A 17663-nucleotide genomic window follows, 5' to 3' on the forward strand; every position below is an offset into this window, starting at 1 on the left:
ATTTTATAATATTTCTGTGAATAATGAAAATACAGAACAATATTTCAAAGATGATCTTATCATTTCTTATAATAAAGAAGAAGAAAGACTGTCAATTTATAACTCCGAGTCAGATAAGTTGCTGATATTAGATGGAGCTCTAGGCCTATATTTTTCTGTTCATGACAAAAATGAACCTTTTACCTTCTATTCAGTACTTACTGATCTTGTGGAACTTTGCCCACATATTGCTGTAGATGACATAAAAGAGCAAATAGACACACTCGAGGATGAATTGGTTCATAATGAGTTCCTCCGATAGTGACCCATCTGTGGCCATAAAACTTTTGGCGGTTAGGGCCAATCTTCTTTCTGAAATCTCCCGATCACGTGAGTTACAAAATTATATTTCAAATCTAAAATTAGTTGATCCTCTGCTGCATTATCTAGAAAATATTTTCTATCCTGGCTATTCAAAAAACTTACAAATTTATTTGAAGAACTTAGAATCAAGTAAGCTGCGACTGATGTCTGAGGAGTTAATCGGGAAGAGATTAGGGCTTGAAGAATTGAAGGCAATTCTCTCTGTAAAATTAGGTGATGCTTGGCCAGGGGCTATTTTTTATGAAATGGGACAATCTTATGATGATGTTGTTCTTCCAAATCGTGAGTCAGTAAGAAAATTACTTGAAGCTTATTATAAAACTGAAGATCTTGAAGATAGTGCGTATGTTTTAAAATTCCTCTCGATGAGAACTAGTGCGGGATGTCTCTTTCTCTTCAAAGGTATTTATGCCTCTGAGTTCGCGAGATTTTCTAAACATGAGATCAAAGACTCGATGTTTTATCTATTGGGTACAGGTAATCAAGTTATTGATTTTTACCAACGCGTGATGACTCATGGGGTAGAGAGGAAGCCTGTCTCCGAACTACAGGAAAATGAATTTTGTAATGCAATAATTTATGACTCATTTCCTGTCGATTCTATAGCAGATGAAAAATATAAAAAAATATATGAGTCCAAGAGAACTAATGGACGAGACCTAGTTTCTTTTTTTGATTATTTACCTGAGATAGGGAAAAAGCGTGATAAAATACAGGTTGGAGAGGTTATACTTGCTCCAGATACATGGTGTCTTAGAAAAAGTGATATGATTGATAATATCTTTAGCGAAGAGTGGAGGGTAGAGATTGGTCTACCTTCTGTCTTTTACTTAAACCTATTTAACGGTATTTTTAGAATAGACACTTGTAATGAACTCTCTATGAGAAAGATGCTTGCAGAGATATTTAATCAAGCTAATAAGAAAATTGATAAAGTGTATGTGGAAAATCTAGACTTTTGTACAGATTCTGATTCCGTTCAAGAGATATACTTAGGCTATTCAAATGAAAATTAACGCAAATAATACGTTTCTTAGATTACCCCGCTTTCCTGTCGAGTTATATCTTGATGCATGTTTATGCGATCCTGCAGAATTAGTGAAATTAATTAATACTGAAGCTTACTCGGATTTTAGAAAATTGCTAGAGCATGAAAATCAATATTTATACGAGTCAATTGTTAATAAGAATATGTCTAGAAAAGATATTGTATCGGCTCTAAATTATCTAATGAGATCGACTACTAGGTGTTCTCCTTATCGTGAGTTTTCAGGTGTTCATGGGTTAAGTTTGTCAGATCATTCAACTGCTTTTTCTAATAATGATATCAAAGTTGATGTGAAGCCTGGTAAGACAATTGAGAACTTTATTATCGTAAAAAATAAAGCGATCAAATTTATGCCGAATAGTTTATCTTTTATAGCGGGAAAAAGAATCAAGAGAATTAAGTCTCAAGAGATCATCGAGTATTTCAACAGCCTGCCAGATGAAATAAATACTATCACACCCCAAGTTATCAATTTGTTGAAACTTGGCCTTTTAGTTAAGATTAAAGATATCGATGTTTATAACACGAGAAAACTTTCTAGTCGTTCTTTGTTAGACTTTTCACTACAGCGAAGTGAAATTAGTGTTCATGATTTAAATGAGCTTTCTAAAGCTATTGCTAGCCTTGTTTTTCTAAATAGCAATGATGTTAACAAATCTATTTATTGGCTCAATGATGTAAGAGTTGAAATTTTTAAGAACTATGGAGCTAATCCTATCCCAATACTCGACTTGTTTTTTTCTGAAAAAAAAATCCATACTGATTTAGAAGAGCTATTTATTCGATCTCAGTCGCAGATATCCATTGCGAGAAAAGCGTTTTCGGATGTATTAAGTTCGATGGATAGTGAGTCTCAAGTTGTTTTAAGTGAAAGTCATCTGAAAATTCTTAATGAGGCGTCGTTAAAACTTCCAACTAACTTGAGTCAGAAGTTTGGGGTTATATTTCGTAAGATCAGTGAGTCCGCAGACAAGAAGTATCAATTGTTATACGCGCGCAGTTCATTTAATGGACTTAGAGTAATGAGTGAGTATGCAAATGATACAATCATCACAGATGATGAAGATGTTATTTATTGTGATATCTTATGCCAAGACTCCTTAGATAGAGGGGTATTGCTAAATCGTCCATTAGCAACGAATTATGCGATTTCTTTAGATGGTACTAAACTAGCTTCAATACAAAAAAGTATTGAACTTAATGATGTCTATGTTTATGCAAGCCACTCTGAAATAGTACTCTATTCAAAAAAACTTAATAAAAGAATTGTCCCTGTTTTACTGTCTTCTTATCTTTCTGAAAATTCCTCAAATCTCATTTATCGATTTATGAGTGCAATCTCTAAGTTTCACTATAATGATGGTGTGCATCTGGATATGGCATGGATGAACAAACGCATCTATCCACGAGTTATGTATGAGGGAATTGTTCTTTACCCTAAAACTTGGGTTTTAGATAATGAGGCTCAATTGAGGAATTGCATTAAAGATCTCCCTCAATTTGTGAGAGTTATAGATGGAGACAAAGATGGGCTTGTTGATACTTCGAGTCCCTATATTATTGATCAAGTTATGAAGCTTTCAGGAACAAGAATTATATTACAAGAAGACTTTTCTCTAAGCTCTACAGTTAAATTAAAAAATGGGCAAAACTTTGTAAATGAAATATTTTATTCTTTTTCTTTGGAAGAGAAAAAGGAAAAGAAAAATTTTAAGATTTATAATAATAGAAAACTTCCTCTTCTAAGCGAAATTTCTGAAGTCCGTCTGATTGCCGGACCTGCCATGCTAAAAGATCTTGCTGAATTTATAATACAGAAATATTTTTCGGGCGAAAATCAGATAGAGTTTTATTTTATTAATTATCAGCTACCGGTTTCTCATTTGAGATTTAGAATTTTCAATAATTCACAACTAGCAATGCAAATTGCAAATGATAGTCAATTGAATGATTTTTTTACTGTTAGAGACTCGCTCGTCACTCATTACGAGTTAGAAACTTCTATATATGGAAAAGATGGTGTTGATTTATATTTAATTTATTCAAAAGTCATGTCTCGTAATTTCCTGAAGATTACTGAAGTTGTCGACTCTGTCGATTTGGGGGTTGATGATAACTTTGGTCCGGTAAGTGCTCTGTTATTTTTAGGCCTGTTTTCAAGTAAAGTATTGTCTAGTCAACCATCACAGATTATCTTTAAGGAGGATTATCTCAATTTTTCATATAAAAGAATATTTAACTATTTTTTGGAGATGAGTAAAAACAATTCAAAGTTTGTCGCAAGTGTAAATGCTCTTGTTGATAATTTATTAGTTGAAATAATGCCAATTCTGGACTCATGGGAAGCTCTGTTTGAGAGCGGGAAGGTTGATAAAGATTTGGACTTCTTTGTAAATCGATTAATACATATGGAGCTTTTTAGGCTCACGGATGGTTCACATGTGTTTGCAAACGATTTTGTTTTGAAGCTAGCAGCAGATTTAATCAAACGAGAAAAATATGTACAGATCTGAGATCGGTCGTAGTATCACAATTCTTGAGCACCTGATTAAACTACACTTTCTCAAGCAGAATCGAAACGCAACAATTTTTTGTGATAATTTAGATATAACCTTTAAAAAGTCCGATGTCGTAGATATTGTTTTATTTGGTCACGGATTGAAAAATATTTTCTCTTATAAACTCTTTCCTCGGACGTCCAGATTTACTTTCTGGGTTCTTAATTCAAATTTCAAAAAACGTTTTGTTCATTATTTGGGACTTCCGTCAGATTCAATCGGAGTCCTCGACAGATATGAATTATTTCCACCTATAGTAGAAAGAGAATATGATTTACCAAAACTTTCGAACTTTATATATTCTGGTCGTCCCTTAACTTTAAAAAACTTTGAACTCACTATAATGCTATTGAATCATTATAAAAAGATGACTAATGAGGCCGTGAAGCTTGAGGTTTGTTCTCCAATGTTTAAAAAGTCTGATTTCATACGCTATATTCCAGAGAGTAATGATATAGAAATCGAGTTTCTTGGGGATCTAGGTATTGACTGGTATAAAAAGGTTGAGAATCCACATGATAAAACTTTAATAAACTTGTCACTCGATCCTTTTGATGACTTCAATGTTTCAGTCGCCCAGTGGCAACAGATTGGGGGGGGCACAATCGTATCGACCTTCGGTCCGTATGCTCATCTTAGAGGGAAGAACATTATACGAATATCGAGTAATAAACTTCTAGAAAGTATCGATTGTGATTACTCTGAGAACTCTTTAGACACTATTGTTGAAATTATGTGTAAGTCATCACAAGAAAATTCTCTTTTAGCGAGTTCAGATGACTTGAGTTTAAAGAGCTTAAGTTGGGACGAAGTTGCTAGTTTTGTTGAAAATGTTCCTCGTAATATTAGAGATGGATTATTTCGTCAGAATTCATATACTTTATGTAACCTTACCCGTGAGATGATAAATGGTGAATCATAAAGTAATCAGAACAGTGAATGTTTGTAGCGTTCGTACTTATATTGGCCCAGAAGAGGTCATTGTTGAATCAGCTGAATTTGATTTAAAATTGAATAGTAAAGTGATGAGAATATGGGTTTTAATAGATGGGCATCGAACAATAAATGACATCATCATAGATTCTGGTGTCGACTTTAAAGAAGTTTTTGCAATAATAAATCATTTAAGAAAGATCGAGTTGGTTGAGTTTATATGTTAGAAAAAGAATATTTAGATTATGCAGCAAGTTATTATGATAAGTATTATGACTTTGTTCAAAAACATGGCTCGACGAGTATTAACCACGGTTTTTCAGGACTTCTTCTTTATCACTTACAGAGGTTTCAGGCATTAAAGAATGTTGACGATTTCAAAAAAACTAAAGACATCATAGGTCATTGTCTAAAGAACCTTGATGATGGCTTTGGTGAGACTTCATTTTTTTTAGGGCCTCTTGGAGTCGTTTGGTCTCTATATTTAGCAGAAGAGGTTTTCAAAAAAACAATTATTGATCACAATCGAATTGACGCTATTTTGTTGCAGTATCTTGTTGAACAGAAGGAATTTTTAAATCATCACTCTGGAGTTCTCGATTTTATTTACGGTGTTACGGGTTGGTATATTATTTACCCATATTTAAATTCTAGTCTTCAGACCATAGTGAAAGAAGTTTTCTTTACTCAATTTAGTGGCTTTGACATTTCCCGTATTGGAAAAGTTGTTTATGATGGAGAAGATAGGCTCATTGAATACAGCTCTGACCATGTTGGGTTTGCTCATGGATTATCTTCAATTATATATGTAAGTCGAAAATTAGACTTTGATAATTCTTTTGAAGCTTGTCGCAATGAAATGCTCCATCGAGTTAAAACCTCGCTAAATAGTGACTTTGAGCTGGCACGTACTTTTGGTGGTAATGATTATACTAGACAGGATTGGTGCCATGGAATGCTAGGCGTGTTGAATATTATCCCTGAGATTAAAGATGAAGTCCTTGCTCGGTATTGGAAAAGAAATATTTCATTTCATGATCATGGTTTATGTCATGGACTAGGTCAAAAAGTAATAATACCTAAAATATATGATGGAGATTTTGTTCCCTTTGAAATACCTAATATGTCTCTTAAGACAAATGTAACCGATTTAAGCTTTATTCAGACTCCATTGGTAACAGAAATGGCATTGCGGTTTGATAAAAATCGAGATTTTAACTTTACCTGGTGGAGGCTCTTTTATCCTTAGCATAAAAATTATTAGTAGAATTTTATTCTATACATATTGCTTTTTAATTCTGTTTCCAGCTCTTAGTATTTCTGAGTTCTCCTCCATCAATAATGTATACTTGAAAGTTTCTAATTTTTTTAAGATTAGTGAAATGTCAATGTTTACTTCTGCCAAGCATGTCCATCATGTGCCAATTCATGCTGAAATCATACTTGAGAGAGAGAATGGAAAAAAAGAAAAGATATGGAAAGACCTACAAGGTTTAAGTTTTTTGGGTATTGCAAGGAATAATGGCTATATTAATTTCTTCTCAGTGCTAGGGTTTTATGAAGATTTAAATGCTTTAGATGATAAAAATACTCCTCTTCCTCAGATAATAAATAATGACTTCAGCCTCGAAATCAATACAAATTTGAGAAAAAGGAATTTTTCATACGGAAATGACATCTTAGATTTTTATCGAAACGAGGGGCTTAGACATTGTCTAGGTCCAAAAGAGCGTTTTAGAATTTTATACAATGTGAAATATAACTCAGTAAAAACTAATGGTATGTTCAGCCTTAGTGGTAATCTTTTAAGAGTTGATTGTCAAAATAGGAGCTCAAAATAATACTAAAGTTTTTATCCCTATATAATTGTTTGGTCATACTTTTGGTTTCGTTCAATCAAGAGTATATGACTGTTTATATTGGTGAAAGCCCTTTGTTATATTTCTCTCTTTTTTTGACATTGATAACGAGTGCTTTTCTTGTAAAAAAGGAAAATATCTTCATAGCTAGCTTATGCCTATTTGGAATGTACAATATTTTTCCTCTCGCAAATGAATTTGGTAGCTATAGCTTCGCCTTCAATTTATTTCTTGGTGTCGTTATAAGTAGCTTTGATAAGAGGAGGAGAGAGGAGAGGATTTTCTTCATTGCCCGTCTTCTAATCTTTGTTTTATATTTTAGCGTTGTTAAATTACGCTGTCTTGATGATGCTTGGCAAGGCGGGGACGGAGCTTTAATATTTCTAAAGCTATATCACTTTCAAAGCTTGATAGACTTTACGGGGATACCATTTGGTAGCTTGTATTCATCGTTATTAAATTATGCTGTCTTGCTGACTGAGGGGCTAGTTGCGTTACTTATATTAACTAAGTTCTGGCGTTTTTCTTGCTATCTGGGCATCGTATTTCATTTGGTAGGTCTTTTTAGCGTGAATGTTTTGAATTGGCATTTCTTTATGATTGGTTATTTCTTCGTCACTTTATTTTCGAGATCATTAGTTTTCAATGAAGAGACGAAAATAAGTAATAGCATTGCTAGTGAGAAGTAGAATAATCCAAACTCGAAGAATATCAATATATGAAAGTTCGCTGCTAGAAGGAGATAATATTTTCTAATCCTTCGAAATGCTAAAAGTGGTGAAAGAAGTTGAAAAATAACTATTATATAGCTCATTACTTTTAAGGCATTATTTCCCAGAGGAAGTAAATTCATTAAATATAGGTCTTCTCGAAGTAAAAAAATCTTCTGTAACGCAACACCTGTTGTCCAATCATTTCCATGAAGTTTGTTTATTGCTGAAAACAGGTAAATCACTGCTAATTGAACAATCACTATTGTTTTGAAGTATTTGATCGCATCTTGGCTATTATACTTTTTCAGAATCTCATATATGAGCGCAAGAACAAATATATTTTTAATTACTTGGTTTCCTGTGTCAGTTGTTGCACCTAAATAAAACTCAATGTTTAAAAAAAGAAAGAGTTGAATTAAGTAAAATATTGAGTGAAGTTTATAAAATATTCCTACGCCGACAGATACAAGCAACAAAGTAAAAGAAACGCCAACAAGAACAGATGAGTTCATATTGTATATTAAGCTACTGAGGTATGTATTTTGAGAAATATTAGACCCTAAAAGTAAAAGATGAGATAAGAAAATATTTTTATAATTGAATAGAAGAAAAAATAGATAAACGAAGATCCAGAGATTTATACATCTAAATGTATTAGAAATTGTATCTTTTTTATCTTCAAACTTAGCGATTAATTTCATACCAGCTCAGTTGTTTGCATTGTGTTTCAAGGATATTCACTATTTTTGTATGTGCTTCAATAACTATAAAATGATTAGATATGCTATATTTGGAGAGAATTCTCTTTTGTTTTACGAGAATTGTTTTCGCATAATCTTGTAACGCTCTTAGAATCAAAATATCATTCGATATATTGGCCATGTAACTATTCGTCAAAGAAATTTTGCGAGAAGATTCGTGACACTGAAAAGTTATGTTCAGCTTTTTTGTTTCGATATCTGGGGAAAACATTTTCCAATTTTGGCTTTGTGAAATGTAGGATGAGTTACTTGTGATATTTTCAATGTTCAATATCAAAATAATACAAAAAATTGTAATAGTAGTGAGCTTTATTAGATTCATGTGTTAAAATTATATCACAGCTTTGTTTGACGATTGTAAAGGAATAAGCAGCAATGGCATATTTTTATTCATTCTTAATTGGTTTTTTAATTATGGGAATTGAAGTTGTCGCAATTCGAATTGCTCAATTTCAAATATCTGCAAATGTTATCGTTATTAGTACGATTCTTAGTGTCATCTTGTCTTCGTTGATGTTAGGAAATTTCTTAGGTGCATTTATCGCTCGTCAAAGAAGAAGTACTTTTATCTTTGGTGTCGAGTTGCTTCTCACTGCCACCTTTCTTCTTGTTATGCATAAATTCGTTCTCGCTGATTTTTTCAATTCTGCTTTTATAAGAGATTTAAGAGATGAGTTCTATATAACATTAATTTTCTCGCTATTGTTTTATGCATTGCCTAACCTCGTATTTGGACAGGCTCTACCTTTGCTATTTAAAATTAATGAAAATAAACAAGCTATTATTTCTGACAATACAGCTCGGATACTGGGAGTGTCATCTTTAGGCAGTATTCTGGGAACATTTCTAACATCATTAGCTTTACTTCCAATTTTTGGTCAAAAATTAGTAATTTCTATTTTTTGTTCACTACTTTTTCTCTGTGCATTGTTTCTTATGCGAGACAAAAAAATGAGTGCTCTGAGCTTAATAATTTTCACTACGATATTCTCTATAAATTTTGAAGTTAAACCATATGCTGTAGATGAAATCATTCACGAGCGAGAAACTAGTTATGGACAGCTAAAAATTCATAAAACTAAAGATTGGCTCAAGGTTAAAACTTCCCGTAGTACAGATACGTTTATTTCTTTTAGTGATATTTTTTCAAGCCAATGGAGTTCTAGTCAGTTGGTATGGGCATATCTTAATAATCCAAAAAAGTCCCTTTTTCTTGGTGTATCGGGAGGGAGTCAAATACTACAGCTAAAGGCCTTGAATACCGAAGGGGAGATAGTCGGTGTTGATATTGATCAAGAGGTTGTTGAAACTTCTGACTATTATTTAGATAGAGCATTATCTAAAAATGCAAAACTTATTTTTACAGACGCTAGACGTTTTTTACAAAGAAGTAGTCAAAAGTTTGATTATGTAAATATTGATGTTTTTAAAACCTCATATATTCCGGAACACTGTATAACCTTAGAGTTTTACAAATTAGTTTTTGATTCACTTGTTGCAAAAGGTGTTGTCTCTTTAAATACAAATTTAGCTCATAATTTTTTTATCAAAAATGTAAGTGCGAAAAATGCCTACCTGAAGAACTTAGTTAACACAATCAAAACGGCGGGGTTTAAGAAAGTTTTTTACAATAATTATACAAAGCATATATTTGCTTTCAAATCTATTGAAGAAGCATCAGAATTTATTGAATCCTTAAAAGTAGGATCGTTAAATAAGCAGTTCTCTTCATCTTTACGATCAACATTTGCCGCTTCTTATCTACAAGTTCTAGAGCTTAGAGAGAAAGATATTGGAGAGGTTATTTATACAGACAATCATTCTAAATATTTCTTCCCTGTATTTGATGAAGGAATTAGTGATGATGAATTTGGTGAAAATAATTTTTTAAGAAACTCTTTTGATATATACAGTCAAATGGGAAGGGTTAGTCGTGAGCAGTATGAAGTATACTACAATTCTATAGGTAGTGAATATACTCGAGAGGCTCTTGCAAGATTTCTACAGTTAGATAAGAGAAATATTCACGCTAAATCTAATCTTTTTTCAAAGATAAGCAATACTTTCTATTACTTTCGAAGATCGCAGTTTGATGCAATGCTTGAGGAGTATGAAGAAGTTTATTCTCTTTTGTAGCCTTATTTTAATTTTGTACAGCTAATAGAATTTGATGGTATAATTTTGTTATTTATATAACGGAGACACAATGGGAAAGAAATATAACGAATCTAATACTGAATATAGAGATCGCGTTATTAATAGTATTTCTCCTTCTTTTTGTGCCGCAAAGTGGTTTAACGCAACAATTTGGTTAAACAATGGAACAACTGCTAGTTGTCATCACCCCCCAGCGCATAGAATTATCGACTTTGAAAATGGTGAAAGCTTTGATGATTTAAAGAAAAATCCATCGATGATTCATAATACTAGTTACAAGAAGCTAGTTAGAAAGCAGATGCTTGATGGTGTTAGGCCAAAAGAGTGTGAGTATTGTTGGAAGATTGAAGATATTTCTAATGAACATGTTTCAGATAGAGTTTTCAAGACTGTTATCTACGAAGAAGATGACATCAAGCTTTGTCAGACTAAGTACCGAGAGACAGAAAACGTAGATTTAAAAACACTCGAAATAGCATTTGATGCAAACTGTAATTTTGCATGTTCATATTGTAATTCAAGTTTTTCGACAGCTTGGCAAAAAGATATTGTGCAAAATGGGATTTATAAAAATCTTGTGAGTGATGGGGCAAAAGCTTACCAGCATGATGGGTCATGGGCGAGGCAATATAAAAAAGATGATGAAAATCCTTACGTTCAAGCGTTTTGGGATTGGTGGCCACAGCTAAGTAAAGAAATTTCTGAATTGAGAGTAACGGGTGGTGAAGCAACAATCAGTCCTGATTTTTGGAGGCTTGTTGAATGGTGGAAAACAAAGCCAGACTCAGACATTCAGTTTGCGGTAAATACGAACCTTGGTGTACAGGGTACGAAATTAGATGAATTAATTGATGCGTCTCACTCTATAAAGAAATTTGTCATTTATACTTCTTGTGAAGCAACTGGAGAGCAGGCTGAGTATATAAGAGATGGGCTAGTTTGGGATGAATGGAAAAAGTCTGTTGATAAACTTCTTACGCATGGGAATGTTAAAGAGTTTAACGTCATGATGACTATTAATTCTTTGTGTTTGTACTCAATCACTGATTTTATGGACTATTGTAATAGTCTAAAGAAAAAGTACGGTCGCTTTCATGGAGTTTATTCTCTTAATATTTTAAGATTTCCAAGTTTTATGTCTCCTGGAACTCTTCCTTTAGAGTTAAGAAAAGAAAGGTCTGAACATATAAAGAAATGGCTAAATTCCTCTGCTGATATAGAAGTCATGCATGAAATGGAAATTGATGCGGTTAAGCGTCTGATTAGTTACTTAGAAGAAATTGGTGATCCACATAGGGGAGTATCTTCTCTTCAATCAAGGCAAAGAGACCTAAAATCATTTTTTTCTCAATATGATCTTAGAAGAAAAAACAAGAACTTTACTCGAGCTTTTCCAGAGCTTGCAAGTTGGTATGACTCTATACCTCTCACTGATCTTGGTGAAGATGGGGAACTGGTATCTGGAGATTCCACATTAGGGTGGGGAATAAAAGAAGAATTGAAAGAATTAGCAAAAGCAGAAGGCTGGGTTCTTTCTCCTCAAATGAGCAATCCTGGTTCGAAAGATTATATCGATGAACAGTATCAGCTTGATGATCTTGTTGAGATGGAGATAAAAAATTTACAAGCAGTATATATAAAACACTCTAAAGAAAAATTAGATGAGAGCTGGAGCAAGCAAGAAATTATCAAGAAACTGGGCGCGATGGGATTTGTAAAAGTTTAGTTGTTAAAAAGCTCTTCAAGTTCACTATCATTCAAAATATGTAACCCTAATTTATGCTTAACAAGCTTTAATAAGGATAGATTTGGATTTTTAGAGTTGAGTTGTTCAAGTTTTGTGTAAGCTATCTCAAAATTATCGATCTCATCCTGCTCTAAATATAGTAAAGCTTTCTTGAAGTAGATATACTCCAAGTTTGAGAAGTCTCCATTGTTAAGAGTTATAACTTCTAAATTATTTAAAAAATGAAGATCTCTCGTGTAGCTGGCTACATTAAGAAGATTTGTTACTTCGTCGGCTGATATCTTTATATTTTTTTTGTTCTTATAATCTAAGTACTCCAAGGCTAGGGCCGGCTCAGTAGTGTTAATGGTCCTTGATTGTTCTAGTAAGGCCTCTTTGTTGGTGAATATTTTTATATAATTTACACTATTGCCTATTGTTATTAATAAAGTAACTAATGATAAGATCATAACAGTTCTCTTCTGTATGGAGTACTTGGCCAGAAGTGAGTAAAGAAAGATTGAGAAGAGCAAGGAGAGTGGTGCAATCGATAAATAGGCCCAGTGATCAGCAACTAGAGAATACTTCATGTATGGAACATACGCTAATCCAGATACAGGGAGATGAGATAAGAGGTATATTAAAGCAACTGTGACAAACTTTTGAAAAGGTAGTTTGAGCACGAATACTGATGACATTAGGAAAATAAAGGTTATTACAGAGTAGAGTTCTTCTAGTGTTCCAATATAGTTATATTTATACAGTAGGGAATTTTTACCGAAAAGAAGGAACTTTTTGAAATAAAATGAAGTCGTGAACAAAATAATTCTTATTCTCGAAATAGAATTATCAATAAATCTCTCGTCTTGGATTTCTAGTTTGGGAAAATTAATCTTTTGAGCTTCTTGATTGGCAAATAAATCAGACGCCGCTGTAGAAGTATGGCCTTGGTTTTTGTAATCACTATTTATTACACTAATCTCTGCTTTGCTATAATTTACACCTTGAATTGTTTTATATCCAAAGTATGCAGATATAAGCAGGAACGGTAATGTAACCATTGCGGAGACAAGGCTTCTCTTTTTTCCATAGGTAAAAGCAATTAATAGTAAAGGAAAGAATATTGCAGTAATTTTAGATGCAAGAGAAAGAGAAAAAAATAATATACTGATAATAAAAAATCTCTTTTTCTTTAAATCAAGATATTTCAAGAAATAAATTAAAGACAAGAAAAGAAATGTGATTGAAATTATCGTTTTGAATTGAAAAACCCAAAATATGCTCTCTATTTGCATCGGGTGAATTAGGAAAATTATTGCAGCGAAAGAAGATATCGCCTTAGAATAAAAACTTTTTAAAATCTTAAAAAGAAGAAGGAAATTCAAAAAATGTAGAATAATATTCGTGACTTTGTAGAGGTATATATTTTGTAAAAATACTTTTGATAAGAGCCACAGTAGAGAGTAACTCATTGGCCATGATCTCGTGTACCCACTGGTAGAGTCCCAAAAAGCCCACATAGAAGGCGAGCGTATTAGTCCGTTACTACCGAAGATAAATTCTTTGTCATCCAAAATGAGATCATTATTGGCGAAGTGAGAATAGATTACGGTAAAAATTAAACCGATAATAAGGATGTAGTTTTTCTTAAAAATATTTATAAATTTAGACATTTGTAATAGTATATTACTATATGACTAAATTGTGTGCATTTTTCTTATTCTCAATGTTTTCTTTGTATTCATTTTCATTCGATGGAGAAACTGAGAACAAAGAAATTGCTCTTATTACCAGAGAGTTTAAATCTGTTGTCGATCCTCTCTCTTGCTCTCGAAAGATAAGGTTTGATGGTAAAGAAGTAATTGTACTTGATTATGAAGGACAAAGTATTTTTTCCTCATCTACTCTGGAAACGATTAATTTTGAAATAGAGAAGAAAATTGATGATGAAAAATTCTTGGTATATTTAATTAAGATACTTACTAAAAAAAATAGAACAATTTTGAGGTTCTATATTTCACAACCTAAACGAAATCTCAGCAGATGCTTAATTTCTGATTTAACTATCTATTAAAGATTAAAAAATTTTTATAATTTGACCATAAAAATGGTCAATAATTAATTCTATTAAGCTTTAAAATTAATTGATCATGTTCAATATTTTTTCTTTGTTATTGATATTAGGTAACAATTGAAACTACGGTCACTAAATAATCTAAATTGCTAACTTCTTCACCTAAAATGACGATAGGACATTTGTAATTTCAGCAATTGGGACTTATTTGAAAAAACTTTTAACATTTTCAACCATTCTCTTCTTCGTCTTTTTTCACCTCGTATCGAAAAAAGCTCAAGAAATTTCGGATCATTCTGTTGAGACTGATTCTGTTTATGTGGAGGGTGAGAGCCTAAGTGAAGAAAATGATTTGAGTGTGGGAAGGTTCCAAAAAAGTATAGAAAAAGATTCTCAAATTTATCTCGATAAAATCAGTAATACCAATACCAAAAATAGTAAGGGCGGGACTAGTCGTTCTCCAGCTTCCGAAGAAGAGGATACTGCTAAGGAATCAAAAGCAAGAAGTGGGTTGGTTGTAAATTATAGAGCAACTAGTTCGGATGAAAATAAAGCAAAATCTTCTTCTAAAGGGAAAAGAGTCGTTGCTCCAAAGACGGCTAAGGCAAATACTTCTCAGTCGCAGAATAATCAAACAAATTCTGAAAATAGTGATTCTGATAAGTCTGGAACAAGAACAGAAACTGGAATTTCTGGAGGGGAAGGATTTGATAGTGGGGGGGACTCTTCTACTGCAGCTTCCTCATCGTCTAGGGCCAGTTCTTCAGATTCATTTAACACTGATGAAGTTGATATGGCCAAGTTCGAAGTCCTGTCAGTTTCTCCTAAAGATAAGTCTATTGATGTTTTAGTTGATGAAGGAAATATCAAGTTAACTTTTAATCAAACCTTAGATTGTTCGACACTTAACTCTAATGGGTTAGTCATCAAAAGGAACTCAACTCTTGTCTCAGGGACTTATTCTTGTAATGGGAAAGAAGCTGTCTTTACTACTACCAATAAAAAATTTAAATACTCGTCTTTGTATACGATATCAACAACTGTTCAGTTAAAGGATTACAAGGGGAGAGCAATTTTTCCTAACTTTACTTCTAATTTTACAACTGAGTCAGGTGTTTTATCTATTTCGTTAGGTGAAAACCATACATGTGTGGTCGTTGATGAAAAAGTTAAATGCTTTGGGGATAATCAATATTCTCAGCTTGGGATAAACTCTGGCGTGTATTTAACAAAAGGTCTTGTTGGCCAGGAAATGGGGGTTGCACTTGAGGGTGTAAAATTCGGATCAGATGTAATCGTTGGTAAAAAAGTATTTGCTGGTCCAAGAAACTCATGTGCTATTGATCAGTCAGATAAGCTTTATTGTTGGGGAGATAATTCTAAGAACCAACTAGACACACATATTCTGACAAATACAGCTGCTATCGAATTTGATTCAATATATCTTGGGGTAGGAGTCGCCCAAGACGTTGCAATTGGTATGGATCATATTTGTGTACTAACTTCACAGAGAGAAGTTAAATGTTTTGGAGATAACTCAAAAGGTCAATTTGTAACACCAGGGGACAGTGTTGACTTTGGTATGTCGATACCTATCAAGATTGTTGCAGGTGATTACTTTACATGTGCCCTTCTTTTAGATGGATCTGTCAGTTGTTGGGGAGCAAATAACTTTGGTCAATTAGGACTGGATAATAGTGTTACCTACAATGAGCCTGTTAATGCTGGAAATGTTTCAATACCTACCAATGTAACTGATATCGTGGCCGGAAGTTCTCATGCCTGTGCTCTTTATAAAGATACTGGTTTCACATGTTGGGGGAAAAACTCAGAAGGACAGCTTGGAATTGATCCTGCAGTCAGAAAAAGCGTTGGACTGAAAGTAAATGATATTACTACTTATAGTGCGACTAAGAAAACGTTTGCAGATTCAAGAAAGATAGTAGCTATTTATGCTGCTGGCGATAGTTCTTGCGTTATTGCAGATGATAATGAACTTTATTGTTTTGGAAATAATAGTTCTGGGCAATTTGGGCTGGGTCATACAAACTCAATAACTGATTTTAGCTCTGTATCTAGTACTCACTTTGGTGCAGGTACCGACGCATATATAAGTAACGAAGAGGGTGTGTATTTATTTGATATCGGTGTAAATCATGCCTGTGGTTACATGGAAAGTGGAAAGCTAGTTTGTCTTGGTCGTAACGACTATGGACAGTTAGGTAATGGCAGTAATTCAGGTGTAGGAGATAGTGCTTCATATATTGGCACAGAACCGTCGGAATCTATAGTTGTTGATGATTATCCTGTATCTTTTAACATCGTCGAAGGTTCAGGAACAAATACAAGAAACGTTAATATCGTATTGATGTGGGATAATTCTCTACAGTATGATCAGTATATAGCTTCAGAGAGTGTTGGATGTCCTAGTGGAGTGTATGAGAGTGCTGTAAATTCAGCACCACCAGAAGTGGTAACTTCCCATCCTTTCACACTAAGCACAGGCGAAGGAAGAAAGACTGTTTATCTTCGCTTAAAAAATTCTGTAACTGGTGTTATGTCTGATTGTTTAAGAAGAGACATTGTTTATTATGAAAATAGTCCTTCAGGGTCGACAATAACTGGACCTGTTGTAACATCAACACTTTTAAATGACTTCAAAGTAACAAGTGCTAATGGTGAAAATATAGCAATGGCAATCGGTTCTTGCCCTTCAACTTACTCAGGTAGTTATAATGTTTTAAAAGGTAATCATAGATTTTCTCTTTCTGACATAGCCGATGGGGACCAGGAAGTTGTTGCATATATTCAAAACCCACTTGGTCAAGAATGTATAAGCACCACAGTAAAATTAGATCGAACAGGACCATTATGTAGTTTTGATGTTGGGTTTACTACAACAATGACGGCCGTAAATTCGGAAGAAACTGTAGATCTAAGAAAATACACATGCTTTGAGGCCCTGCCTGTAGAAGTAACTTCTGAAAGTTGTAAACTAGAAGGACCAAACGGAGCTGTTGCTCTATTTGATTGGAAAAATTGTGAAACTCTTACTGATGGATATGATCTAAACTCAACGGATAACCCGGACGGTTCATACACATATACTATTAAAGCGGTAGATTCACTTGGAAATCTAAGTAGTGAAGTAAGTCACACATGGATAAAAGATACTGTAAAACCGGTGTGTACATATACTGGTGCATATCCTATTTCAGGAAATATTGGAAGAAATAGTGAGAATGTAACTTTTGCATGTACTGATGCGACAACGTTAGTTGTTGAGTGCTCTGTTGATGGTGCACCATATTCATTGTGTGATTCAGCAACAAATCTAAATCTTACCGGACTGAGTGAAGGTTCACATACATTAAATGTTAGAGCAACTGATGAGTCTGGTTTAACTTCTGATGTAATCAATATGACTTGGATTGTAGATACACAAGCTCCAGTTTGTAGCTTCACAGGAGC

The 17663-nt window shown here is 33.5% G+C and carries 13 protein-coding genes; 11 read left to right on the forward strand and 2 right to left on the reverse strand.

What is annotated here, in order from left to right; all coding sequences use genetic code 11:
* Positions 1-16 precede the first annotated feature (16 nt).
* From M900_RS10120 to M900_RS10150, 7 genes are all read left to right on the forward strand, one after another.
* Complete coding sequence (locus tag M900_RS10120; RefSeq protein WP_034732239.1) at positions 17-301, forward strand: hypothetical protein; 285 nt, start codon at positions 17-19, stop codon at positions 299-301.
* Positions 285-1379, forward strand: a complete 1095-nt coding sequence (locus M900_RS10125) for a lantibiotic dehydratase C-terminal domain protein (RefSeq protein WP_021274426.1) — start codon at positions 285-287, stop codon at positions 1377-1379. The genes M900_RS10120 and M900_RS10125 overlap by 17 nt, the downstream gene beginning before the upstream one ends.
* Positions 1369-3924 (forward strand): lantibiotic dehydratase, encoded by a 2556-nt coding sequence (locus tag M900_RS10130; protein ID WP_034732241.1) that lies wholly within the window; start codon positions 1369-1371, stop codon positions 3922-3924. Before M900_RS10125 ends, M900_RS10130 begins: the two co-directional genes overlap by 11 nt.
* The gene (locus M900_RS10135; protein WP_021274672.1) at positions 3911-4891 is read left to right on the forward strand and encodes a hypothetical protein; all 981 of its coding nucleotides are present in this window, start codon (positions 3911-3913) and stop codon (positions 4889-4891) included. The genes M900_RS10130 and M900_RS10135 overlap by 14 nt, the downstream gene beginning before the upstream one ends.
* Positions 4881-5129 (forward strand): hypothetical protein, encoded by a 249-nt coding sequence (locus tag M900_RS10140; RefSeq protein WP_157680626.1) that lies wholly within the window; start codon positions 4881-4883, stop codon positions 5127-5129. The genes M900_RS10135 and M900_RS10140 overlap by 11 nt, the downstream gene beginning before the upstream one ends.
* Positions 5123-6151: a lanthionine synthetase LanC family protein gene (locus tag M900_RS10145; protein WP_021274395.1), complete on the forward strand. Its 1029-nt coding sequence runs from the start codon at positions 5123-5125 to the stop codon at positions 6149-6151. The genes M900_RS10140 and M900_RS10145 overlap by 7 nt, the downstream gene beginning before the upstream one ends.
* A 100-nt stretch (positions 6152-6251) precedes the next feature.
* A complete protein-coding gene (locus tag M900_RS10150; RefSeq protein WP_157680628.1) occupies positions 6252-6743 on the forward strand; it encodes a hypothetical protein in 492 nt (163 codons plus the stop codon).
* Between the two features lie 622 nt (positions 6744-7365).
* Here M900_RS10150 and M900_RS10155 read toward each other — a convergent pair.
* Positions 7366-8175 carry an HTTM domain-containing protein gene (locus M900_RS10155; protein WP_021274548.1) on the reverse strand — a complete coding sequence of 270 codons (810 nt, stop codon included), beginning with the start codon at positions 8173-8175 and terminating at the stop codon, positions 7366-7368.
* Between the two features lie 435 nt (positions 8176-8610).
* Between M900_RS10155 and M900_RS10165 the strand changes: the two genes are divergently transcribed.
* Complete coding sequence (locus tag M900_RS10165) at positions 8611-10371, forward strand: fused MFS/spermidine synthase (protein WP_021274483.1); 1761 nt, start codon at positions 8611-8613, stop codon at positions 10369-10371.
* Positions 10372-10441: 70 nt separating this feature from the next.
* Positions 10442-12118, forward strand: coding sequence for a twitch domain-containing radical SAM protein (locus M900_RS10170; RefSeq protein WP_021274758.1), 1677 nt, complete (start codon positions 10442-10444; stop codon positions 12116-12118).
* On the opposite strand, the gene M900_RS10175 is transcribed toward M900_RS10170, so the two are convergent.
* Positions 12115-13791: a glycosyltransferase family 39 protein gene (locus tag M900_RS10175; protein WP_021274343.1), complete on the reverse strand. Its 1677-nt coding sequence runs from the start codon at positions 13789-13791 to the stop codon at positions 12115-12117. The genes M900_RS10170 and M900_RS10175 overlap by 4 nt on opposite strands.
* Before the next feature lie 20 nt (positions 13792-13811).
* Between M900_RS10175 and M900_RS10180 the strand changes: the two genes are divergently transcribed.
* Together M900_RS10180 and M900_RS10185 are read left to right on the forward strand one after the other, a co-directional pair.
* The gene (locus M900_RS10180; protein WP_157680630.1) at positions 13812-14192 is read left to right on the forward strand and encodes a hypothetical protein; all 381 of its coding nucleotides are present in this window, start codon (positions 13812-13814) and stop codon (positions 14190-14192) included.
* Between the two features lie 208 nt (positions 14193-14400).
* On the forward strand, positions 14401-17663 hold a 3263-nt coding region (locus M900_RS10185; protein WP_021274718.1), incomplete at its 3' end, for an Ig-like domain-containing protein.

Origin of the sequence: Bacteriovorax sp. Seq25_V, assembly GCF_000447795.1 — a bacterium.
Taxonomy (GTDB): domain Bacteria; phylum Bdellovibrionota; class Bacteriovoracia; order Bacteriovoracales; family Bacteriovoracaceae; genus Halobacteriovorax_A.